Annotated in this window: 24 protein-coding genes; 10 read left to right on the top strand and 14 right to left on the bottom strand. The window is 73.4% G+C overall.

The window, feature by feature from the left end:
- Window positions 1–35: 35 nt before the first annotated feature.
- Genes J3R08_RS31260 through J3R08_RS31250 form a run of 3 tightly spaced genes read right to left on the bottom strand, consistent with a single transcriptional unit; the run spans window position 36 to window position 1,437 of the window.
- Window positions 36–551: a putative immunity protein gene (locus tag J3R08_RS31260; RefSeq protein ID WP_043327649.1), complete on the bottom strand. Its 516-nt coding sequence runs from the start codon at window positions 549–551 to the stop codon at window positions 36–38.
- Window positions 548–1,105 (bottom strand): putative immunity protein, encoded by a 558-nt coding sequence (locus tag J3R08_RS31255; protein WP_104112352.1) that lies wholly within the window; start codon window positions 1,103–1,105, stop codon window positions 548–550. The genes J3R08_RS31260 and J3R08_RS31255 overlap by 4 nt, the downstream gene beginning before the upstream one ends.
- On the bottom strand, window positions 1,102–1,437 hold the full coding sequence (locus tag J3R08_RS31250; protein ID WP_082931107.1) for a hypothetical protein: 336 nt from the start codon (window positions 1,435–1,437) through the stop codon (window positions 1,102–1,104). The genes J3R08_RS31255 and J3R08_RS31250 overlap by 4 nt, the downstream gene beginning before the upstream one ends.
- Before the next feature lie 95 nt (window positions 1,438–1,532).
- Here J3R08_RS31250 and J3R08_RS31245 point away from each other — a divergent pair, with 95 nt between their 5' ends.
- Both J3R08_RS31245 and J3R08_RS31240 read left to right on the top strand, forming a co-directional pair.
- Window positions 1,533–2,336, top strand: a complete 804-nt coding sequence (locus tag J3R08_RS31245) for a helix-turn-helix transcriptional regulator (RefSeq protein WP_209963842.1) — start codon at window positions 1,533–1,535, stop codon at window positions 2,334–2,336.
- Window positions 2,327–2,518, top strand: coding sequence for a DUF397 domain-containing protein (locus J3R08_RS31240; protein ID WP_043327652.1), 192 nt, complete (start codon window positions 2,327–2,329; stop codon window positions 2,516–2,518). Before J3R08_RS31245 ends, J3R08_RS31240 begins: the two co-directional genes overlap by 10 nt.
- On the opposite strand, the gene J3R08_RS31235 is transcribed toward J3R08_RS31240, so the two are convergent.
- Window positions 2,493–3,263, bottom strand: a complete 771-nt coding sequence (locus J3R08_RS31235) for a class I SAM-dependent methyltransferase (RefSeq protein ID WP_209963839.1) — start codon at window positions 3,261–3,263, stop codon at window positions 2,493–2,495. The genes J3R08_RS31240 and J3R08_RS31235 overlap by 26 nt on opposite strands.
- Window positions 3,260–3,637, bottom strand: coding sequence for a VOC family protein (locus J3R08_RS31230; protein ID WP_113972315.1), 378 nt, complete (start codon window positions 3,635–3,637; stop codon window positions 3,260–3,262). Before J3R08_RS31230 ends, J3R08_RS31235 begins: the two co-directional genes overlap by 4 nt.
- A 173-nt stretch (window positions 3,638–3,810) precedes the next feature.
- Between J3R08_RS31230 and J3R08_RS31225 the strand changes: the two genes are divergently transcribed.
- The 4 genes from J3R08_RS31225 to J3R08_RS31210 all read left to right on the top strand — a co-directional run bounded on the left by J3R08_RS31225 (window position 3,811) and on the right by J3R08_RS31210 (window position 7,211).
- Window positions 3,811–5,580, top strand: a complete 1,770-nt coding sequence (locus J3R08_RS31225; protein WP_209963836.1) for a proline--tRNA ligase — start codon at window positions 3,811–3,813, stop codon at window positions 5,578–5,580.
- A gap of 54 nt (window positions 5,581–5,634) precedes the next feature.
- The gene (locus J3R08_RS31220; protein WP_030499538.1) at window positions 5,635–6,054 is read left to right on the top strand and encodes a CBS domain-containing protein; all 420 of its coding nucleotides are present in this window, start codon (window positions 5,635–5,637) and stop codon (window positions 6,052–6,054) included.
- A 78-nt stretch (window positions 6,055–6,132) separates the two neighbouring features.
- Window positions 6,133–6,558, top strand: coding sequence for a SufE family protein (locus J3R08_RS31215; protein WP_013283255.1), 426 nt, complete (start codon window positions 6,133–6,135; stop codon window positions 6,556–6,558).
- A 20-nt stretch (window positions 6,559–6,578) separates the two neighbouring features.
- Window positions 6,579–7,211 (top strand): DsbA family protein, encoded by a 633-nt coding sequence (locus J3R08_RS31210; RefSeq protein WP_166456813.1) that lies wholly within the window; start codon window positions 6,579–6,581, stop codon window positions 7,209–7,211.
- 36 nt (window positions 7,212–7,247) lie between these two features.
- Here J3R08_RS31210 and J3R08_RS31205 read toward each other — a convergent pair whose 3' ends face one another.
- The 4 genes from J3R08_RS31205 to J3R08_RS31190 form a co-directional block, all read right to left on the bottom strand.
- Window positions 7,248–7,796 (bottom strand): YbaK/EbsC family protein, encoded by a 549-nt coding sequence (locus tag J3R08_RS31205; protein ID WP_043330797.1) that lies wholly within the window; start codon window positions 7,794–7,796, stop codon window positions 7,248–7,250.
- A 59-nt stretch (window positions 7,797–7,855) separates the two neighbouring features.
- Entirely contained in the window at window positions 7,856–8,053 is a 198-nt protein-coding gene (locus J3R08_RS31200) for a hypothetical protein (RefSeq protein WP_043327658.1), read from the bottom strand.
- A gap of 36 nt (window positions 8,054–8,089) precedes the next feature.
- Window positions 8,090–8,869, bottom strand: a complete 780-nt coding sequence (locus J3R08_RS31195; protein WP_104112357.1) for an SDR family oxidoreductase — start codon at window positions 8,867–8,869, stop codon at window positions 8,090–8,092.
- Window positions 8,870–9,135: 266 nt separating this feature from the next.
- Complete coding sequence (locus J3R08_RS31190; RefSeq protein WP_209963833.1) at window positions 9,136–10,512, bottom strand: MFS transporter; 1,377 nt, start codon at window positions 10,510–10,512, stop codon at window positions 9,136–9,138.
- A gap of 154 nt (window positions 10,513–10,666) precedes the next feature.
- On the opposite strand from J3R08_RS31190, the gene J3R08_RS31185 reads away from it, so the two are divergent.
- Window positions 10,667–15,103, top strand: coding sequence for an HAD-IC family P-type ATPase (locus tag J3R08_RS31185; RefSeq protein WP_209963831.1), 4,437 nt, complete (start codon window positions 10,667–10,669; stop codon window positions 15,101–15,103).
- Here J3R08_RS31185 and J3R08_RS31180 read toward each other — a convergent pair.
- Both J3R08_RS31180 and J3R08_RS31175 read right to left on the bottom strand, forming a co-directional pair.
- Entirely contained in the window at window positions 15,100–16,047 is a 948-nt protein-coding gene (locus tag J3R08_RS31180) for an L-threonylcarbamoyladenylate synthase (protein ID WP_043330800.1), read from the bottom strand. The two genes, J3R08_RS31185 and J3R08_RS31180, sit on opposite strands and share 4 nt — an antisense overlap.
- 20 nt (window positions 16,048–16,067) lie before the next feature.
- On the bottom strand, window positions 16,068–16,697 hold the full coding sequence (locus tag J3R08_RS31175; protein WP_043327660.1) for a helix-turn-helix domain-containing protein: 630 nt from the start codon (window positions 16,695–16,697) through the stop codon (window positions 16,068–16,070).
- Window positions 16,698–16,762: 65 nt separating this feature from the next.
- On the opposite strand from J3R08_RS31175, the gene J3R08_RS31170 reads away from it, so the two are divergent.
- On the top strand, window positions 16,763–17,353 hold the full coding sequence (locus J3R08_RS31170; protein ID WP_043327661.1) for a dienelactone hydrolase family protein: 591 nt from the start codon (window positions 16,763–16,765) through the stop codon (window positions 17,351–17,353).
- A gap of 3 nt (window positions 17,354–17,356) precedes the next feature.
- On the opposite strand, the gene J3R08_RS31165 is transcribed toward J3R08_RS31170, so the two are convergent.
- From J3R08_RS31165 to J3R08_RS31155, 3 genes are read right to left on the bottom strand one after another with little or no spacing between them, the layout of a single operon-like run.
- Window positions 17,357–18,037: a PH domain-containing protein gene (locus J3R08_RS31165; RefSeq protein WP_043327662.1), complete on the bottom strand. Its 681-nt coding sequence runs from the start codon at window positions 18,035–18,037 to the stop codon at window positions 17,357–17,359.
- 53 nt (window positions 18,038–18,090) lie between these two features.
- The gene (locus J3R08_RS31160) at window positions 18,091–18,477 is read right to left on the bottom strand and encodes a VOC family protein (protein ID WP_043327663.1); all 387 of its coding nucleotides are present in this window, start codon (window positions 18,475–18,477) and stop codon (window positions 18,091–18,093) included.
- Complete coding sequence (locus tag J3R08_RS31155) at window positions 18,474–18,779, bottom strand: helix-turn-helix transcriptional regulator (protein ID WP_043327664.1); 306 nt, start codon at window positions 18,777–18,779, stop codon at window positions 18,474–18,476. The genes J3R08_RS31160 and J3R08_RS31155 overlap by 4 nt, the downstream gene beginning before the upstream one ends.
- A gap of 53 nt (window positions 18,780–18,832) precedes the next feature.
- Between J3R08_RS31155 and J3R08_RS31150 the strand changes: the two genes are divergently transcribed.
- Both J3R08_RS31150 and J3R08_RS31145 read left to right on the top strand, forming a co-directional pair.
- Window positions 18,833–19,381: an AAA family ATPase gene (locus J3R08_RS31150; protein ID WP_043327665.1), complete on the top strand. Its 549-nt coding sequence runs from the start codon at window positions 18,833–18,835 to the stop codon at window positions 19,379–19,381.
- Between the two features lie 79 nt (window positions 19,382–19,460).
- On the top strand, window positions 19,461–20,183 hold the full coding sequence (locus J3R08_RS31145; protein ID WP_043327666.1) for an LPXTG cell wall anchor domain-containing protein: 723 nt from the start codon (window positions 19,461–19,463) through the stop codon (window positions 20,181–20,183).
- Window positions 20,184–20,196 lie beyond the last annotated feature (13 nt).

Below are 20,196 nucleotides of genomic sequence, written 5' to 3'. Positions count from 1 at the left end.
TCCGGTGGCACTTTCCCGACAGGCTCCGGCCGGTGTCAGCAGTCGAAGACCGACCAGCAGATGTCGTTGCGCAGCCGCTGGTCGTCCAGGACCAGCTCGCGGATCTCGGCCGGAAGCTGATCGCGCTGCCACCGGCACTCGTCGCGCCCGGCCGCCTCGCCGAGACCGGCGGGCGCCGCCGCGCGTACCGCCTTGATCGCGTACGCGGCGGCGCCGAGTTCGTGCGCGGCCACGTGGGCCACGACGGCGGCCTGTCCGGCGGCGTACGCGGCGTTGCGTGCCGCCCCGCGCAGGTCCCGGGCCGCGCCCATGGCGTGCCCGCCCGCCGCACGCGCCTCCATCATCCTGACCTCGCCCCGCACCCAGGCGCGGGCGTACGCGATCGCCTCACGCGGGCGGCTGTCGTCCGGCCGGACCGCCTCGAACAGGCCGAGGACGTGCTCCGCGCAGGTGGCGGCCCAGAGCGCCAGCAGATGGTGGTGCTCGTCGGTGAGCGTGCCGCCCCGGCGGATCGTGGTGAACCGGGGATCGCGGACCTTCGGCAGGATCACGACGCGGCCTCCGGCCCGGCGGCGCCCTGGCGCAGGTCGTGGTCGAGTGCGCTCATCAGCCGGGCGACCCGGCTGCCGCCGCCGGTCACCGGCGGATAGCGGCGGAGCACGTCGACCAGCACGGGGGTGGCGAGCTGCCGGTACCGGTCCAGCGCTGCCATGCCGACGATCTCGTCACCGCCGGCCTCCAGTTCGGCGACGCGCGCGGCGTTGGCGGCGGCCCGCAGAATGTGGCCGACCTGGGTGGCCTTCGCGATCGGGTGCAGGTACGCGGCCGCGGCGGCGTCACCGGCGGCCCGGGCGGCCAGGCGCGCGGACTCGGTGGGCGCGGACCGGGCGGCCCGGTGCGCGTCGAGGGACGTGACCCGCTGGAGTTTCGTCCGGGCGGCACCGCGCGCGAACGTCCACGCCGCGTCGACAGCCGCACGGGGACGCGGATCGCCGGGAACCGCCCGCTCGTAGACCGGGAGGACGTCCTCCGCGTGCCGGACCGCGTACCGCGCCACCTCGCGCAACTCGTCCATCGTCAGGTCGAAGTCCCCGGGCGCAGTCATGTCGCGGGCATCGTATCGGTGATGCCGCGCCGGTACGGGCCCCAGCCGACGAACCGCTCGAACAGCTCGCGCGGGGTCGGCCCGTCCTGCGGGTTGAGGCGGAACAGGTCGTGGGTGGCCTCGTGGTAGAGCCCGGACAGGTAGACGGCCAGGTCGACGGGGTGGTCCGCGTACTCGACCTTGAGCAGTAGGCGCGCCTGCGCACAGGGCCACGGCGCGCCGCAGGCGCGGCACAGCCAGAGCGGCCGGATCGGCAGGTGGGCCGGGTGGTCCGGCGGGTAGGGGCGGGGCCGATCGGGGTACGGCCCGAGCCGCGGTACGGGAAGGTTCATGCGTGACAGTCTGCTGATCGCGCCACTACGCTCGGAAGTCCTCGCTGCAGGTCCGGGGAGAGGCCGGGAGACCGGCCGCAATCTGAGGAGGGCGTGTGGAGAACGAGCCGACCGCCGAGCTGATCCGCGCGCAACTGCGGCGGCTGCGGGTGCGGGCCGGACTGAGCCAGGAGGAGTTCGGGAGGCTCGTGCACTTCTCCGGCTCCCAGGTGTCGGCGGTCGAGCTGGGCCACCGGCCGCTCGACAGGTTCTTCCTCGCCCGGGCCGACGAGGTGCTCGGCACCGGCGGACTGTTGATGTCGCTGCTCAAGCTCGCCGAGCGCGACGGCCAGCCGAGCTGGTTCCGCCCCTGGCTCGAAGCCGAACGCCAGGCGCAGCAGTTGCGCTGTTACCAGCCGAGCCTCATCCCTGGCCTGTTGCAGACCGAGAACTATGCCCGGGCGATGATCCGCACTGACGACATGCTCGCCGAGCAGGAAGCCGAACGGCGACTCGCGGTCCGGCTCGACCGGCAGACCGTTCTGGCCGGCGCCGATCCACCCAAGTTCGTCGCGGTGATCGAGGAAACCGTGCTGCGCCGCGCCGACGAGAGCTTTCGCGGACTGATGAGTCAGCAGGTGGCGCACCTGATCGAGGCCAGCAGCCAACCCCATGTAGCGGTACATGTCATCCCGGCCGACGCGAGCCTGCACATCGGACTGACCGGACCATTCACCCTGGCTCGCGGCGGCGACGGCGGTTGGATCGGTTACCTGGAGAACCAGCTCGGCGGAACAGTGATCGACAAAGATGAAGACGTGGCTATCCTGCTGTCCAGATGGGAGAGCGTCCGCAGTGAGGCGCTGTCCCGCCGGCAGTCGATCGAGCTGATGAAGGAAGTGGTCGAGTCATGGAGCTGATCGGCGCGCTCTGGCGCAAGTCAACCCGCAGCGGGCAGAGCGAGTGTGTCGAGGTGGCGGACAACCTGGCCGGTGTGGTCGGGGTGCGGGACAGCAAGGACCCGGCCGGGCCGGTGCTCACCTTCACACCCGACGCCTGGCGGGCCTTCGTCCGGCTCAGCGGGAGCCGCGCGTCGCGCTGATCAGCACCGTGTGCTTGCGTACCCGGAAGGCGCCCTCGGCGTCGATGCGGGCCTCGATCGCGGCGCGCGCGGCCGACTCCTCCGCCACGGTGAGCGGCCCGATCATGCTGACGATGTACGCCAGGATCGGCTCCGCGGCGGGCACCACAAGCTCGTCCGGGTAGCGCTCAACTGTCACGTCGGTGAAGTGGGCGGCGACCCGGGCGGGTGCCGTCTCGGCCGTGACGTCGTTCTGGTGCAGTCCGACGGCGAGGTCGGGGCGCCCCATGGCTGGTCCGAGCGCGTCCAGCTCGGCGAGGTGGTCGCGGCCGTTCACCGCGACGGCGAGCCGCCCGCCGGGACGCAGCACCCGGGCGAACTCGCGCAGCGCGGCGTCCGGGTCGTCCAGGTGGTAGAGCATGTGGTTGGCGATCACCGCGTCGACGGCGCCGTCACGGAACGGCAGGCGCGTGGCGTCACAGCGCTGCACCCGGGCGCCGGGCACCTCGCGCAGCCGCGCGCACATGGCGGGCGAGAAGTCGGTGAGCGTGAGCCGGCGCCGAGGGCCGATCCGGTGCCACAGCTCGCCCGTGCCGGCCCCGACCTCCAGCACGTCCCCGGCCAGTGGCAGCCGCTCGCCCAGCCAGGCGTACCAGCTCTGCGGGTTGGTGCCGTAGGCGTGCAGCGCGATGCGAGCGGTCAGGTTGCCGGTCGTAGTCGCGTACTGGCTGGTCGCCCGCGCCGATGCGGTTGCGTCGCCCGTCATGAGAGGTAGAAGCAGAACGGGTGACCGGCCGGGTCGAGGAGCACCCGGACGTCGTCCTGCGGCTGGAAGTCGGGCAGCGTCGCGCCCACGGACACCGCGTACGCCACGGCTGCCTCCAGGTCGTCGACCTTGATGTCCAGGTGGACAGACATCTGCTGGTCGCCGGGACCGGCCGGCCACACCGGCCGCACGTAGGCCGGCTCGTCCTGGAACGCCAGCCAGTGGCCGCCCTCGGGCGGGGCGAGGAGGACCCAGTCGGCTTCCTTCTCGCGCCGGATCCAGCCGAGCAGCCGCTCGTAGAACGCGGCCAGGTCCTCTGCGGACGGCGCGTCCAGCACCGTTGTCGTCAGCTTCATCAGCGGTCGCTCAGCCATGCCGCATTCCTACCCGGCACCCGCGACATTTACCGGCCCATCCGCACCATCTCGGCGGGGTGGCGGCATCGACACCAGTCGGATGCCGCCACCTCGCCGAGCCGGCGACGATCGGTCCGCGCGGACGCCGAAAGGGGTCGCCCGGCCCTCCGCTCGCGCCATAAGCTGCGGCAATGCTGCTGCGCATGTCGACCCTGCTGCTCCGGACCCTGCGTGAGGACCCGGCCGACGCGGAAGTGCCGAGCCACCGGCTGCTGCTGCGCGCCGGATACGTCCGCCGGGCCGCGCCGGGCGGCTACACCTGGCTGCCGCTGGGCAAGCTCGTGCTGGACCGGATCACCGCGATCGTGCGGGACGAGATGACCGCGATCGGCGACCAGGAGGTGCACTTCCCGGCGCTGCTCCCGGCCGAGCCCTACCGGACCAGCGGGCGGTGGACCGAATACGGGGACGACATCTTCACGCTCGCCGACCGCAAGGGCGCCGACCATCTGCTCGCGCCGACCCACGAGGAGCTGGCCGCGCTGGTGGTGAAGGACCTGTTCACCTCGTACCGGGACTTCCCGGTGACGCTGTTCCAGATCCAGACGAAGTTCCGCGACGAGGCCCGTCCCCGCGCCGGTCTGCTGCGCGGGCGCGAGTTCCTGATGAAGGACGCCTACTCGTTCGACCTCGACGACGCCGGACTCCAGGCCGCGTACGACCGGCACCGGGCCGCCTACGAGCGCGTCTTCACCCGGCTCGGGCTGGACTTCACCACTGTCCACGCGATGTCCGGCGCGATGGGTGGGTCGGCGTCGGAGGAGTTCCTGGCCGCCACGCCGGTCGGTGAGGACACGTTCGTCGGCTGCACCGCCTGCGACTACGCGGCGAACACCGAGGCGGTGGTGACCCGCGCCCCGGCCGCCGGTGACCCGGACGCGCACCCGCCCGCCGAGACGCACGACACCCCGGAGACGCCCACCATCGCGGCGCTGGTCGAGCTGGCCGAGGCCCGCAAGCTGGGCGGGCGCACCGGCTGGACCGCCGCCGACACGTTGAAGAACGTGGTCCTCACCGTCCGCAGGCCCGGTGCCGAGCAGGCTGAACCGCTGGTCATCGGCCTGCCCGGCGACCGCGAGGTGGACCTGAAGCGGGTCGAGGCGGTGCTGGCCCCCGCCACGGTGGCGGTCTTCGAGGACTGGGACGCCCACCCGGAGCTGGTCCGCGGCTACATCGGGCCGCAGATCCTGGCCAAGCACGGCATCCGCTACCTGGTCGATCCCCGCGTGGTGCCCGGCACCGCCTGGCTGACCGGCGCGAACGAGCCGGGCCGGCACGCCACCGACGTGGTCTGCGGGCGCGACTTCGTACCGGACGGCACGATCGAAGCGGCCCAGGTGCGGCCCGGCGACCCCTGCCCGGCCTGCGACGCCGGTGAGCTGACCATCCGGCGGGGCATCGAGGTCGGGCACATCTTCCAGCTCGGACGCCGGTACACCGACGCGTTCGCGGTCGACGTGCTCGGCCCGGAGGGCAAGCCGGTCCGGCCCACGATGGGCTGCTACGGCATCGGCGTGTCCCGGGCGGTCGCCGCGGTGGCCGAGCAGCACCACGACGACCGGGGGCTGGTCTGGCCCGCGGCTGTCGCGCCGTGCGACGTACACCTGGTCGCCGCCGGGAAGGGGCCGCAACTCGACGCGGCGCTCGACCTCGGCGGGCGCCTCGCCGCCGCCGGCCTGCGGGTGCTGGTCGACGACCGCACGCACGTGTCCGCCGGGGTGAAGTTCACCGACGCCGAGCTGATCGGCATTCCGCGCGCCGTCGTGGTCGGCCGCCGTCTCGCCGACGGGTACGTGGAACTACGTGACCGGGCCACCGGTGAACGGGCCGAGGTGCCGGTGGAGGACATCGTGGAGCGTCTGCGCGACGAGGTGGGCGCGACGCGCCACGACGGGGTGTAGCGAACGCGGTACCGGGTACCGCATACGGATCGACCGAGGTGTTCGGAGGCTCTCATGTACCGCGTCAGTGACGTGATGACCAGGCAGGTGATCTACCTCCCGGCGGAGACCCCGCTGGACGAGGCGGCCCGGGTGATGAAGGAGTCGGACATCGGCGACGTGGTGGTGACCGACGGCGCCACGCTCGCCGGCATGCTGACCGACCGCGACATCGTGGTGCGGGCGGTGGCCGAACGCGCCGACCCGGGCACCACCACGATCGGCTCGATCATCACCCGTGAGGTGGTCATGATCGAGCAGCACTGCACAGCGAACGAGGCGGCGGCGCTGATGCGCGAGCGCAACATCCGGCGCGTGCTGGTCTGCGACAGCGACCGCAAGCTCGTCGGCATCGTCTCCCTCGGTGACCTCGCCATGCAGCTCGACCCCCAGTCGGCGCTCAGCGACATCAGCGAGGCCGCGCCGAACGCGTGAGAGCGGGCCCGCTCGCGTGACGCGGGGCACCGCCACCGCCGTCGCATGACGGCGCGCGGCGGCGGATAGCCTCGACTCATGCCCGAGATGCCGACGAAGCTGGCCGAGATCGTGGACGAGTTCGCCGCCGCACCGCGCGACGTCGTGCTGGAGATGCTGCTGGAGTTCGCCGACGTGATCCCGCCCCTGCCCGAGGGTGTGAACCGGGAGGAGCTGGAGCAGGTCCCCGAGTGCCAGACCGCGTTCTTCCTGCGCGCCGAGGTGAACGCGGACAAGACGGTCAGCACCGTCTTCGACTGCCCGCCGGAGGCGCCCACCACCCGGGCGTTCGCCGGCATCCTCGCCGAAGGGTTGGCCGGGGCGAGCGCCGAGGAGGTGCTGGCCGTGCCGGACGATCTCTACCAGCGGATGGGCCTGGCGCAGGCGATCAGCCCGCTGCGCGTACGCGGCGGCACCGCCATCCTGGCCCGGCTCAAGCGCCAGGTCCGGGAACAGATCTCCTGACCGGCGGGTTGTCGCTGGTCATGGACATCGAGATCTACGCCGACGTGGTCTGCCCCTGGTGCTGGATCGGCAAGCGCCGACTGGAACAGGCGCTGGAGTCGTACGACGGCGAGGTGAACGTCCGGTTCCGGCCGTTCCAGCTCGACCCGACGCCGGTCACCGAGCCGAAGCCGCTGCTGGAGGCGCTCGGCGACAAGTTCGGCGGACGGGACAAGGCCGAGGGCATGGCCGCGCACGTCACCGGCGTCGCCGCGGGCGCGGGCCTGGACCTGCGGTTCGACCGGGCGGTGGCGGCGAACACGTTCGACGCGCACCGGCTGGTGCGTTTCGCCGCCGAGCGCGACCGTTCCGCCGAGATGGTCGAGCGGCTCTACCGGGCGCACTTCCACGACGGCATCGACGTCGGATCGATCGACGCGCTGGTCACGCTGGCCGGCGAGGCCGGTCTGGACGAGACCGAGGCGCGGGAGTACCTGGAGTCGAACCTGGGCCGCCGGGAGGTCGCCGCCGACCTGAGCGCCGCGCACCAGCTCGGCGTCTCCAGCGTGCCGACGTTCGTGCTGGCCGGAAAGTACGCGGTCACCGGCGCGCAGGAGCCGGAGACGCTGCTCGCCGCGTTGCGCGAGGTTGCGCAGCGCGAAGCGGCGGCCTGATGTTTCACGTGGAACAAGATCGATGCGAATGAGGACCTAGGCCGGCCTGGCCAGGTCCTCCACCACCCTCGCTCCGGGCAGCGCGCCGAGCGCCGGCCCGGGCAGGGCGATCTTGCTGTGCCGTACGCCTGATCCGATGATCACGTGCGGGGTGGCGATCACCCGGGAGTCGACGAGGACCGGCCAGTCCGCCGGCAGCCCGATGGGCGTGATGCCGCCGTACTCCATTCCGCTCAACTCGACCGCCTCGGCCATCGGCGCGAAGCTCGCCTTGCGCACGTCGAGCAGCTTGCGGACCACGCCGTTGACGTCGGCGCGGGTGGTGGCGAGCACGACGCAGGCCGCGTACCGGGTCTCGCCGCCGCGCTTACCGGCGACCACCACGCAGTTGGCCGATTCCTCCAGCCCCACCTGGTACGCCTCGCAGAACGCGGCGGTGTCGGCCAGGTCGGCGTCGATCGGGGCGACGAGTACGTCGTCCACGTCCACCGGGGCCTCGGCCGGCCACTCCTGCAGCGCCGCGGCGACCGGCGGGGCCAGCAGGTCGAGCCGTGCCCGGGCCGGCTCCGTCTTCAGCGTCCCCATCATGTCGCGATCCTCGCACCCGCTTCGCGGATCGCCCCTCCGGGCCCCGGCTCCGCCCCTCAGTTGGGATTGCTGAGGAACGCGTTCTCCTGCGCGAAGTCCCGGTTCTCGGCGGTGGTGAGCTGCCGACGGCGCAGCACCTCGGGACGGTTCGCCTCGGCGTCCTCGATGCCGTGCCGGACGCCGACCCGGATCACGCCGTAGAGGAAGACGAAACCGAAGACGTAGAGAAGCACTGTGGCGACGAAGACCAGCATGCGGTCACGGTAGGCCGGTGCGGACCCGACCGGTTCTCATCTTCCGCCGGTTCCCCCGTACGTGTCCGCGAGGTAGTCGGCCCAGGTCCGGGTGCCGGTCGGCGTGGCCGTCGTGGTGAGTCCGCCCCCGCGCAACTCCCGCCCGAGGCGGCCGGGAATCCGGACCGGCAGCAGCGGACGGCGTACCCGGCGGGCCGCGAGCCAGGTGCGGGCCGCCTCGTCGAAGCGCAGCACCTGCGGCCCGGCGAAGTCCTCGACCCGGTGCGACGGTCCGGCGAGCAGCAGCACCGCCAGCCGGTCCGCCACGTCGGCCGGGTCGACCGGCTGGGCGAGTACGGCCCGGTCCCCGATCACCGGGCCGAGGCGGCTCGCGCCTTTCAGCAGGTCCGCCAGGAACTCGGGGAACTGGGTGGCGCGCAGCACGCTCCACGGCACCGACCCGGCGGCCACCACCTCTTCGGCCGCGAGCTTGTGCCGGTAGTAGGGGATCGGCACCCGGTCGACGCCGACGATCGAGACGTACACCAGGTGGCGGACCCCGGCGTGGCCGGCGGCCATGGTCAGTCGGCGGGTGCCGAGCACGTCGATCTCGTGGGTACGCCGTTGCGGCGACGAGGCCAGGTGCAGCACCGCGTCCACCCCGGCGACCGCCTCCGCCAGCCCGGCGCCGGTGGCCAGGTCGGTGCTCACCCACTCCACCCCGTCTCCGGTACGGGGCCGACGGCTGGTCGCCCGGAGCGTGAAGCCCTCGTCCCGCAGCCGGGGCACCACCACCCGCCCGAGCCGTCCGGTCGCCCCGGTCACCAGCACCCGCATCGCCACTCCTCCCAGCCACGCCCTGCCCACTCGGTCCGCATTCAGGACGGCAGCCCGGCCGGGATCGTGACCGCCCGCCGGGCCGTCGGCCCGACGTCGCGCTTGCCGGGCTGCTCCATCACAGTGTGTGAGCCCGGCGCAGGCGACTACGACTGTTGAGCGATATACCTGAGAGTCATAATCATGACCAGGAGTCATACCGCAGTCAGGCGATGCCTCCGGCAGGAGCGTTACTGCGCGTGAGCGGCGACCGGGCCGGCGACGCCTCAGCCCACCGGGCGAGGCACCACTCGACCGGCAAGGGTCAGGCCGAGCAGGCCGCAGCCCGCTGCCACCGCCAGCGTGGTCGCGTAGCTGGCCGGGCCGGGTGACGCACCGGCGGCCAGGACCGCGCCGGTCAGCGCCAGCACGGTGGCCGCGGCGAGCGAGTCGCCCAGTTGCAGCGCCGAGCTGTTGCGGCCCTGCTCGGCCGGGGCCGACTGCTCCAGGGTGAGCACCGACAGCGACGGGTAGAGCAGTCCCATGCCGAGCCCGGCCACGGCCCAGGAGAACACCGCCGGCAGCACCGGCAGCCCGGGCAGCAGCGCCGACGCGACGCCCGCCGTACCGATGGTGATGCAGGCCAGCCCGGCCCGGGGCAGGCTCGCCGCCGACCGGGGCGAAGCGATCCGGCCCTGGATCCACGAGCCCACCGACCAGGACAGCGCCCCCACGGTCAGCACCAGGCCGGTGCCGGTGGGCGAGAAGCCGCGCTCCCGCGACAGCATCAGCGGGATCACCACCTCGGCGGCCACGAACGCCGCCGACGCCAGCGCGCGCAGGCCGATCACCGTCGGCAGACCGCGTGCCGCGCGCAGGAACCCGGACGGCAACAGACGCGGTACGCAGACGAACAGCCCGGCCAGCGCCCCGGCGATCAGGCCGGCGGCGAGCACGCCGCGCTGCTGCCCCCCGTAGTGCAGCAGTGCGGCGCTCGCCCCCGCCCCGCAGGCCCAGCCGACGCGGGCCAGCGCGCCCGCGGGCGGCCGGGTCGGCACGGTGCCGGCCAGCGCCTTCAGACCCGGCTGGATCAGCAGCGCCGCCGGAATCGCCACCGCCGGTACCGCGAGGAACACCCATCGCCAGCCCAGATGTTCCACGATCAGGCCGGCCAGCGCCGGGCCGACCAGCGACGGCACCACCCAGGCCGCGGCGAACGCGGCGAAGATCCGCCGCCGCAACTGCTCCGGGTACGCCTGACCGACCACCACGTAGAGCGCCACCGAGACGAGTCCGGAACCGAAGCCCTGCACCACCCGCCCGACGACCAGCATCTCCATGGTCGTCGCGGAACCGGCCACGACCAGCCCGGCGACGAACCAGGCGACGCCGTGCCACATCGCCGGCCGTGGTCCGCGCGCGTCGCACCAGATGCCGGAGGCGACCATCGCCACCACGCCGGAGGCGAACGAGCCGCCGAACGCCAGCGCGTACAGGCCGAGCCCGTCCAGCGCGCGGGCCACCGTCGGCATGGCGGTGCCCACCGCCAGCGCCTCGAACGCGAGCAGGGACACCAGGGCGACGCTGCCCACAGTCATCGCCCGAAGGCGCGGCGACCACAGGTCGACGGGTGGATCGGCCGGGAGGGCGGCGGTGCTGGTCATGGGCTACAGCCTCGGACCTCACCCCGGGTTGAGGTCAACTGTGGTCCCCGTCTCGTCCGGCGGGAACGACCGGACCCCGAACTTCTGCCGTCCGGGTGGCATAACGGACGCCGCGCCGGGAAGTCGGGCCGCCGGGACGAGACCGGGAGGCGAGATGGCGCTGGGACGCTTCGCCGGCCTCCTGCTGTCCCCGACGGTCGTACCCACCAAGGTCTCCGAGGTCGCAGGAAGCGTGGGTACGGCCGCCGCCCGGCTGGCCCGGCTCACCGGGCTGACCAGCCGCCGGGTGTGGTCGCAGGACGGCCGCCACCACATCGAGGTGCACGGCGTCTGCCAGGACGGCGGCGACCGGCTCGCCCGTCAGGTCGAGGCGGCGCTGGAGTCGATGCCGGGCGTGACCTGGGCGCGGGTGAACGCGCCGTCCGGCCGGGTGGTGGTGGCGACCGGGGAGCCGGCGCCGAAACTGCGCGATCTGATCGCCACAGTGGCCCGCGTCGAGCAGACCTGCCCGTACGAGCCGGACCCGGAGATCGAGCCGCCGCAGCCGCCCGAGGACGGCCCGCGTACCGCGCGCACGTTCGGCGCGCTGCTGTCCGACGTGCTCGGACTGGGCATCTCCGCCGCCACCCGGGTGCTGCCGCTCACCCCCGTGCCGGCCGAGGTCGCCGGGCTGCTCGGCGCTGTCGACCTGCACCCGAAGCTGCACGCGCTGGCCGGGCTGGGCATCCGCGCCGACCCGCGCGCCGAGGTGCTGTTCCCGCTGGCCGAGGCGGTGGTGCAGGGTCTCACCGGCGGCTGGGCCGGGATCGTGCTGGACGGCGCGCAGCGCGTCGTGCAGTGGGGCGAGGGGGCCGCTCAGCTGGCCGCGTGGCGGCGGGCCGAGCCACACCTGACCGGTGACCCGGAACGGGCTGTGGCCCGGGTGCCGGACGGCGAGCGGCCGTGCCCGGTGCCGGACGGGCAGCCGGAGCGCTACGCCAAGCGGGTACTCCCGGCCGGCGCGGTCGCCGGGGCGGCGGCGCTGCCGGTGCTGGGACCCAAGCGGGCCGCCGCGCTGGCACTGTCCTCGCTGCCGAAGGCGCCCGGTTCCGGCCGCGAGGGTTACGGCGCCCAACTGGGCCGGATGCTCGCCCGGCGCGGCGTGATCGCGATGGACCGCAGCGTGCTGCGTGAGCTGGACCGGATCGACACGGTGGTGCTGGACGCGGCGGTGCTCGGTTCGGACCGGGGGGTGCTGGCCGACCTGTCGCCGCTGGCCGACGCCGACACCGGGCAGGTCGCCGCCCGGGCGTTCGCGCTGTTCGACCCGGCCGAGCCGGACGCGGTACGCGCCGCCGACGGCTGGCGGATCGGCCCGCTGGACCGGCTCGGCGCCGACGATCCCGGGGACACCGCGGACAGCGCGCGGCTGCGCGCCGACGGTGGACGGCTGCTCGGGCTGGCCGAGAACGGCCGGCTCGCCGCCGTACTGCGGGTAGAGCCCGAGCCCGCACCGGGCGTGGACGCGCTGGCGTCGGCCGCCCGGCAGGCGGGCCTGCGGCTCGTGGTCGGCGGCGCGGACGACGGCCGGTACGACTTCGCCGACCTGCTCGTACCCGGTGGTGCCCGGCTCGCCGACGCGGTGCACGACCTGCAACGCGAGGGCGCGGTGGTGATGGTGGTCTCCGGCGAGCGGTCGGCGCTCGCCGCCTCGGACTGCGGCCTCGGCGTGTACGGCCCGGAGGACCTGCCCCCGTGGGGCGCGCACCTGCTGGTCGGCGACGACCTGCGGGTACCGGCACTGCTCATCGACGCGGCCGGGGTGGCCCGCCGGATGACCGAGCAGAACATCCGGATCGCCATGGCCGGCGCCGGGCTCGGCGCGCTCGGAGCATTCACCGCCGACCGTCGGCGGCTGCCCCGCCCGACGCTCGCGGCGGTGAACGGCGCGGCGGCGCTCGCGTTCGCGCACGGCGTGTTCCGGGCGCACCGGCTGCCGGACCGCACCGGCGTACCGGTGCCCGCGCTCAGCGCCTGGCATCTCATGCCGGTGGAGACCGTCCTCGAACAGCTCGGCACCGACGCGTCCGGGCTGACCGAGGGCGAGGCGACCCGGCGGCGGCGCGTCGAGGTCGGCGACGAGCACGGTCCGGCCGGGCTGCTCCGCTCGTTCGTCGAGGAGCTGTCCAACCCGCTCACCCCGGTGCTGGCCGCCGGTGCGGTGCTCTCCGCCGCGTTCGGCTCACTCGTCGACGCGGCGCTGGTCGGCGGCGTGGTGGGCGGGTCGGCGCTGGTCGGCGCGGTGCACCAGCGCAACACCGAACGGTCGCTGGCCGAGCTGCTGTCCCGCTCGGCGGTCACCGCCCGGGTTCTGCGCGACGGCGCGGAACGGGTGGTGCCCGCCGAGGAGCTGGTACGCGGCGACGTGATCACGATCAGCTCCGGGGACGCCGTACCGGCCGACTGCCGGGTGCTGACGAGTGACGGGCTGGAGGCGGACGAGTCGTCACTGACCGGTGAGTCGCTGCCGGTGGCGAAGAGCCCCGACCCGGTGGTCGCGGCGGCCATCGCCGAGCGGCACTCGATGCTGTTCGAGGGCACCACAGTGGCCGCCGGGCACGGCACCGCTGTGGTGGTGGCCACCGGCGCGGAGACCGAGTCCGGGCGGAGCCTCGCGATGGCCCGGCAGGCCCCGCCCGCAAGTGGTGTGGAGGCGCGGCTGGGCAAGCTGACCAGCAGCGCCGTACCGCTGGCGGCCGCCTCGGCGATCTCGGTGGCCGGTGCGGGGCTGCTTCGGGGCGTACCCCTTGCCGAAACGGCGGCGACCGCCGCGAACCTGGCCGTGGCGTCGGTGCCGGAGGGGTTGCCGTTCCTGGTCAGCGCCGCGCAGCTGGCGGCGGCGCGGCGGCTGGCCGAGCACGGCGCCCTGGTCCGCAACCCCCGGACCATCGAGGCGCTGGGCCGCGTCGACGTGCTCTGCTTCGACAAGACCGGCACGCTCACCGAGGGAAAGCTGCTGCTGGCCGGGGTGGGCACCGGTGACGGCCGGTACGCCGTGCTGGGCGAACTGGACGAGCCGCTGCGGTCGACGCTGGCCGCCGCGGTGCGGGCCACCCCGTCCGCCGCCGACCCGGACGAGTTGCCGCAGCAGACCGACCGGGCGGTACGCCACGGCGCGGACGCCGCCGGGGTGACCGAGCGGACCGGCGCCGCGGAGTGGACCGCCACCGCCGGGCTGCCGTTCGAGCCGTCCCGGGGCTACAGCGCCGCTGTCGGCCGCTCCTCCGGCGGGCTGCTGCTGAGCGTGAAGGGCGCCCCCGAGTCGGTGCTGCCGCGCTGCGCGTCGCGGCGCACCGCCGAGGGGGACCGGCCGCTCGATGCGGCGGGGCGCGAGGAGGTGCAGGCCATGCTGGCCGGGCGGGCCGGGGCCGGGCACCGCATTCTCGCCGTGGCCGAGTGCCGGGTCTCCACCGAGCAGGTCAGCGATGAGCAGGTGAACGGGCTGGTCTTCGTGGGTTTCCTGACGCTCGCCGACGGGGTGCGGGACAGCGCCCGGCCGGCAGTGGCCCGGATCCGGGCCGCCGGCGTACACACCGTCATGATCACCGGCGATCACCCGGCCACCGCCGAGGCGATCGCCGCCACGATCAGCCCGGAGGACGGCGGCCAGCGCGTTGTCACCGCCACCGACCTGGACCGGCTGGACGACGCCGCGCTCGCCGAGCGCCTGATGGCCACCGACGTGGTGGCGCGCTGCACGCCGGCGCACAAGGTACGGATCATCCAGGCGTTGCAGCGCCAGGACCGGACCGTCGCGATGACCGGTGACGGCGCCAACGACGCCCCGGCGATCCGGCTCGCCGACGTCGGTATCGCGCTCGGTCAACGGGGCACACCAGCCGCCCGCGCCGCCGCCGACCTGGTGGTCACCGACGACCGGCTGGAGACGATCATCGCCACCCTGGTCGAGGGCCGGGCCATGTGGTCGTCGGTGCGGCACGCGCTCAGCATCCTGGTCGGCGGCAACCTCGGCGAGATCGCGTTCAGCGTGCTCAGCGCCGCCGCGACCGGCCGCTCCGCCCTGAACGGCCGGCAACTGCTGCTGGTCAACCTGCTCACCGATCTCGCGCCGGCGCTCGCCATCGCGGTACGGCCGCCGGCCGACGACCGCGCCGACCACCTGCTACGCGAGGGTCCGGACTCCTCGCTCGGTGTGACCATGACCCGGGAGATCGGGCTGCGGGCGGCGTCGACCACGCTGGGCGCGACCGCCGGCTGGACGATCGCCAGGTGGACCGGCACCCAGCGGCGGGCCAGCACCGTCGCGCTGGCGTCCCTGATCGGCACTCAGCTCGGCCAGACCGTATTGGCCGGCGGCACCAGCCCCAGCGTGCTCGCCGCCACCGCCGCGTCGGTGGGCGCGCTGGTCGCGGTGGTGCAGACGCCGGGTGTCAGCCAGTTCTTCGGCTGCACCCCGATGGGCCCCGTGGGCTGGGCAATCGCCACCGGCTCGGCGCTCGGCGCGACGTTCGCCAACGGCACGCTCACCAAGCTGATGGACCGCATGCCGCAGCCCGGCTCGCACGGGCGTCCCGACGCGGAACAGTTCTAGTGCCAAGTGGCGGCGGCCCGGCGCAGCCGGTCGTTTATCGCGCGGCCCACTCCGGTGTCCGGCACCGGCTCGGCGACGATCTCGGTCACCCCGGCCGCGTCCAGCCGGTGCAGCGCGTCGAACAGTCGCGCCGCCGCCGCGGTCACGTCGCCGTCGGGCGACAGCACCTCCACCGCCGCCCAGTCGCCGTCCGCCGGTGGCTCCCGGAAGGCCAGGAACCCCCGCCGGCCGCCGCCGGGCTCGGCCGCCGCGCCCAACCGCAACGGGGTACGCGGGGCGTAGTGCGCGGCCAGCGTCCCGGGCGCGACGGGCTGACCGGAGCTGCCCTGGCGCACCTCGACCGGGCCGACCGCCTCGATGATCGCCTCGACCGGAAGCGCGCCCAGCCGCAGCACCACCGGCCGGTCGCCCCGGGCGTCCACGATCGTCGACTCGATGCCGCACCGGGTGGGCCCGCCGTCGAGCACCACGTCCACGGCGCCGCCCAGCCCGGCCACCACGTGCTCGGCGCGTGTCGGGCTGAGCTGGCCGAACCGGTTCGCGCTCGGCGCGGCCACCGGCACGCCGGCCGCCGCGATCAGCGCCCGCGCCGACGGCTCGTCCGGTACGCGTACCGCCATGGTGTCCAGGCCGGAGGTGACGATCGGCGGGATGATCTCCGGTCGGTCCACGATCAGGGTGAGCGGGCCGGGCCAGAAGCGCTTCGCCAGCTCGGCCACCGCCGCCGGCACCTCGCCCACCAGCGCGGCCAGGTCGGCGGCGTCGGCCAGGTGGCTGATCAGCGGGTCGAAGCTGGGCCGCGCCTTGGCCTCGAAGATCCGGGCCGCCGCCCGCGCGTCGAGCGCGTTGGCGCCCAGGCCGTAGACGGTTTCGGTGGGGAAGGCGACCAGCCCGCCGGCGCGCAGAACGGCGGCGGCCTCGTCGATGCCGCGCTCGGCCGGCAGGACGCGCGGGGATCCGGTGCTCACGCTTCCGACGCTAGCCTGCTCTCTTCGCCGCCCCGGCAAGACCCCGTCGAAGGGGCGGGGTCCGTGTCCGGGAGCGTGGGCGCGTCCGTGGGGTAGAGGCCGGCGGCGAAGCCGTACACCTGGTCCCCGGCGCGGGGGATCTGCGCGAACCGCCGGGCCAGCGCCTGCACCTCCGCCCAGAACTCGCGGACGTCCTCGATCGGGATGCGCGCGTGCACGAGCGTGCACCGCAGTTCGTCGGCGGCGTGCGCGGCGGCCGCTTCAGCTGCCGCCTCGGCGAGGCCGTTGATCCGGGACACGACCTGCTTGTCCTCTGTCCGGGTGAGCGTGCCGACGTAGAAGGTGCGGGCGACACGCCCGTAGAACCGCTCTTCGATGGCGCGTACCCGCCGGGTCCGCACCACGCGCAGCAGCCCGGCGTCCACCAGTTGGTTCACGTGGTACGCGACGCTGCTCTTCGGCCGGTCGACCGCGCGGGCCAGCTCGTTCACCGTGGCGGCGCGTTCCAGCAGCAGTTCCAGGAGCGTGCTGCGCAGCGGGTCGGCGAGCGCGCGCAACTGCTCCGGGGCGGTGACCACGAGCAGGTCCTCGAGGTCGTAGTCCGGGATCCGCTGATTGACCGACATTTCTCGACCGTTCTAAGATTCTGGTTCGTTCGATAACTCTGGTCTGACAACTCAGGAGTGTAGTGATGGCCGAGATCGTGCTCTTCCACCACATTCAAGGGCTCACCGACGGCGTACGCGCCCTCGCCGACTCCCTGCGCGCCGGCGGACACACCGTGCACACCCCGGACTTATTCGACGGCGAACGGCCGGCCACCATCTCCGACGGCGCCGCGCTGGTCAAGCGCATCGGCGGCGACGTCCTCGACCAGCGCGCCGACGCGGTCGTCGCCGACCTGCCCGCCGACCTCGTCCACGCGGGTGTCTCCTGGGGTGCCGCCATCGCCCAGCGGCTCGCCCAGACCCGGCCCGGCGCCCGGGCCGCCCTGCTCTACGAAGCCTGCCTGCCGGTGACCGGTGAGTGGGCGATCGGCCCCTGGCCCGACGGCGTGGCGGTACAGGTGCACGGCATGGAGCGGGACCCGTTCTTCGGGCTGGAAGGCGACGTGGACGCCGCCCGCGAGCTGATGTCGATCGTCGGCCCCGAACGCGGCGAGCTGTACGTCTACCCCGGCGACCGGCATCTGTTCACCGACAGCTCGCTGCCCTCGTACGACGCCGAGGCGACCGCGCTCGTGGTGAGCCGCAGCCGCGAACTGCTCGACCGGCTCGCCTGACGCCTACTCGTCACCCCGCAGCCGCGCCAACTCGGCCGCGTACTCGGCGTCGGTCAGCACCCCGCGCTCGTACTGCCGGGTCAGCGCGTGGATGTCACGCCGCCGCCCGGCGCTCGGCGCGGGCGGCCGGGTCCGGTCCGGACGGTCGACGCGGACCGGACCCGGCGCCGGGCTCGCCGCCGCGCGCTGCTCCGGGGGCCGGGCCTCGCGGTGGCACTCCCGCAGGTTCGCGAGGATCTCGTCGTAGTGCTCCGGCCAGGTGACCAGCCGGGTCAGCTCCAGGCGGAACGGCCGGACGATGGCGCCGGACTGGATCGGCGTCTGCACCGGCGCGCCGTCGGTCCGCTCGACGACGATCGCGTCGCGTCCCATGTCCAGACCTGCTATCGAACCCGTACCGCTGTGGATCTCCACGACCGACGCCCACGGCACCGTGGTCGTGCGGAGAAGCGAGCGCGAACGTACGCCGACGGGGCTCACCCAGACGCCGAGCATCGCGCGGCGGACCGCGACGGCGAGGACGCCGGCGTTCCACACTCCGAGGACCACCGCCTCCCGTTCCAGGAGACTGCCGCTACGGACCCCGAACACGATGAGCACGAAGTAGCCGACCGCCAGCCCCGCCACGACCATGGAGCCGGAGGTGGCCAGGTCCAGCGAGTACGGGCGCCGCCACACCGTCATGCCGCCAGGGTGACCGATCGTGTCCAGCGGTTCAGCGCGGCGTCAGCGCCCGGCTACCGGTACTGTGCGATCTGGATCAGGTTGCCGCAGGTGTCGTCGAACACCGCGGTGGTCACCGGGCCCATGTCGACCGGCTCCTGGGTGAACAGCACGCCGAGGCCCCGCAGCCGCTCGTGCTCGGCGGCCACGTCGTCCACCGCGAACTGCGTCAGCGGGATGCCGTCGGCCGCGAGCGCCTCCTTGAACGCCTTGGCGGCCGGGTGCGCGTCGGGCTCCAGCAGCAGCTCCACGCCGTCCGGGGCGTCCGGCGAGACCACTGTCAGCCAGCGGTACTCCCCGGTCGGCACGTCTGTCTTCGGCACGAAGCCCAGCACGTCGGTGTAGAAGCGCAGCGCCTTGTCCTGGTCGTCGACGTACACGCTGGTGAGGTTGATTCTCATGGGTTCTCCTGGGTGGGTTCGGCGGACCTGAGCCATCGTTCGGTGACGGCCCGCAGCGGCCGGGTGTCGAGGTGGTGGAACTTGTAGCGACCCTGCCGCCGCGTGACTACCAGGCCGGCGGCCTCCAGGACGTCGAGGTGCTGGGAGATCGCCTGCCGGGACGACGTGACCTGGTGCTTCGTGGCCAGCCGCCCGCAGATCTCGAACAGGGTCTGACCGTCGCGCTCGGTCAGCTCGTCGAGGATCAGGCGGCGGGTGTGGTCGGCCAGCGCCTGGTACAGATCGCCCACGTCACCCACCATATGCAAGTGACGGCTTGCCTATCAAGCGGATTGCCCGCCATTCGGAGGACGACATGCCCGGATACATCCTCACCGGCGCTCCCGGCTCCGGTAAGACAGCGATTCTCCGGCACCTGGAGATCGACGGGTACCCCGTCGTGGAGGAGGCGGCGACCGACGTGATCGCGCTTCACCAGGCGCTCGGACGACCGGAGCCGTGGCGTGAGCCGGGCTTCGCCGACCGGGTGCTGAATCTCCAACGGGAGCGCCGTCGCCGAGCCGCGGCGAACGCCGGCGAGGTCGTCTTCCACGACCGTTCGCCCGTCTGCACGCTGGCGTTGTGCCGCTATCTGGGCCGGGCCGCACCGTCCGCGCTGCTCGCCGAGATCAAGGACATGACGGCGAATCGCCACTACGAACAAACCGTTTTCTTCGTACGCCATCAGGGCTTCGTGGAGGCGACCGCCGCTCGCCGGATCACCTTCGAGGAATCACTCGTCTTCGAGCGAATCCACGAGTTGACCTATCGCGAGGCCGGATTCGACCTCGCCGACGTGCCGGCCGGCCCACTGGCGAGCCGGGTCGCGGCGATAAGAAAGGCGGTTGATCGACTGCACCGTTAGCGCAATCAATGCTCCTTGCGCTTCGGAGGGACACCGGTAACATCTCCATGTTTTGATCTACACGGGGAGGAAAGTCCACATGCGATGGAAAATCCCGGCCGGCGCCCTGGTGGCGCTGGCCTTTGTGATTCCGGCGGCGCCCGCGGCGGCGCAGACCGCAGTGCCCGGGCTGAACGACGCCTGCCAGACGGTCGAACGCAAGGTGTACAAGGATTTCCGCGAGCTCGTCACCATCGACCTGGACACGGCCAACGTTTCCGAGCTGCGGCTGCTGGCCTACCGGCTCCTGGCCGAGGCGCAGGCCGAATCGCTGCCCGTTCTGCCGGGCGAGATCGAGGAGCGGCTGAAGGGCACCTCGGACGACCTTCGCGCATACCTCAAGAACGTGGAGAATCGCTGGGCGACGGCTCTGCGCGTCTCGATCGGCCAGACCATGACGGGTGCCGGCCCCAACGTGCGGGCCGCCGCGCAGAAGGTGCTCGACAACCCGTCCGTCGAGGCCTACCTCGCCTACCTGAACAACGGCCTGTACGAGGCTCGCGCGCTCGACTGCGCATCCCAGCCGACGCCGACGCCGTCTCAGCCCACGACCACGCCGACCGCGACGCCCAGCGCCACGTCGACAGTCGTGCCGCCCCTCAGTCCCTCCGCCAGCGTGGGCGTACCCGGCGGCGAGGGTGGCGGCCTGCCGGTGACCGGCTCCGACACCGCGACAGTGGCCGGCATCGGCGGGGCGCTGCTGCTCCTCGGCGGCGCCAGCTACGTCATCGGACGCCGACGTCGTTCCCGCTTCGTCGCATAGCTTCCTGGGCGCG

Source organism: Micromonospora sp. HB375 (assembly GCF_017872985.1).
Taxonomy (GTDB): Bacteria; Actinomycetota; Actinomycetes; order Mycobacteriales; family Micromonosporaceae; genus Micromonospora; species Micromonospora chalcea.
The sequence above is the reverse complement of the archived record's forward strand: the minus strand, read 5'-3'. Positions and strand labels throughout refer to the sequence as shown.